The 1,087-nt window shown below is 52.3% G+C and carries 2 pseudogenes; both read left to right on the top strand.

Annotated features, from left to right (window positions below):
* Window positions 1-71: 71 nt before the first annotated feature.
* Window positions 72-164: pseudogene (locus B5F54_RS18350) on the top strand (Maff2 family mobile element protein); the annotation flags it as partial.
* 11 nt (window positions 165-175) lie between these two features.
* Window positions 176-766 (top strand): annotated as a pseudogene (locus B5F54_RS17095) (VirB6/TrbL-like conjugal transfer protein, CD1112 family); the annotation flags it as partial.
* Window positions 767-1,087: the final 321 nt, after the last annotated feature.

Here is a 1,087-nt window from a genome sequence, read left to right as displayed (position 1 = left end):
ACACAATGGCCAAGTGCCGGATAGGAACGGCAAAATTTTTTGCACTTCTATTACTTCTTTATCACACATAAGCAAAGAGCCAGGGTATGAAGCAGCTCATGGCTGGCGGCGGCATCATCGTGCTCGGCACCACTCTGATCCCCCTGCTGTCCTCCCTGTTTTAAGGGTTTAGCTTATGGGATTTCTCACCGACTGGCTTACAGACTGGATAAAAGGGCTGCTGATTGAGGGTATCATGGGCAACCTCACGGGCCTTTTTGATACGGTCAATACCCGTGTCGGAGAGATTGCGGTGCAAGTAGGGACGACCCCGGCGGCTTGGAACGCCGGGGTCTTTTCCCTCATACGGCAGCTTTCTGAAACGGTGATACTGCCGATTGCCGGTCTGATTTTAACCTTTGTTGCCACCTATGAGCTGATCCAGCTCATTATCGAAAAGAACAACCTACACGATCTGGACTACTGGATTTTCTTCAAGTGGATTTTCAAAACGGCGGCGGCTATTCTCATTCTCTCCAATACATTCAATATCGTCATGGCGGTATTTGATATGTCCCAGAGCGTGATTGCCAACGCCGCAGGGCTGGTGCGCGGCTCCACCGACATCAGCGCGTCCATGCTGGATAATCTGGAGGCTACCTTGGAGGCGATGGAAGTCGGCCCCCTGCTGGGTCTGTGGCTCCAGTCGTTCCTCATTCACATTACCATGCTTGCGCTGAACATTATTATTTTCGTCATCGTCTATGGGCGCATGATTGAAATATATCGCGCGTCCAGAAGCGCTGCTTGTAATCCGCAGGCGGTGCGCGGGCATTTTGGGAATCCGGCTTTGGCAAGCCGGTAAAGAAAAGTATCAAAGACGCTGAAAAAGCGTCACTTTAGCGTCAGCCGGTTTACCCCGGAGGGAAACCATAAGGGGGACAATAGCGTACCGGAAACGTCGCAAGTTGGGGAAACCATCTACCCACGACTGAGCGGCAAGACGCAACATTGTGAACGAGGAACAAGGCTACAGGAGGTGGTGCGGCTCATACTGGAGAGCATTTACGAGCCAACCTTCAGCGACCACTCCCACGGCTTCCGCATA

Source organism: Anaeromassilibacillus sp. An250 (genome assembly GCF_002159845.1).
GTDB classification, from domain to species: domain Bacteria; phylum Bacillota; class Clostridia; order Oscillospirales; family Acutalibacteraceae; genus Anaeromassilibacillus; species Anaeromassilibacillus stercoravium.
This window is presented reverse-complemented; position numbering and strand designations above follow the sequence as displayed.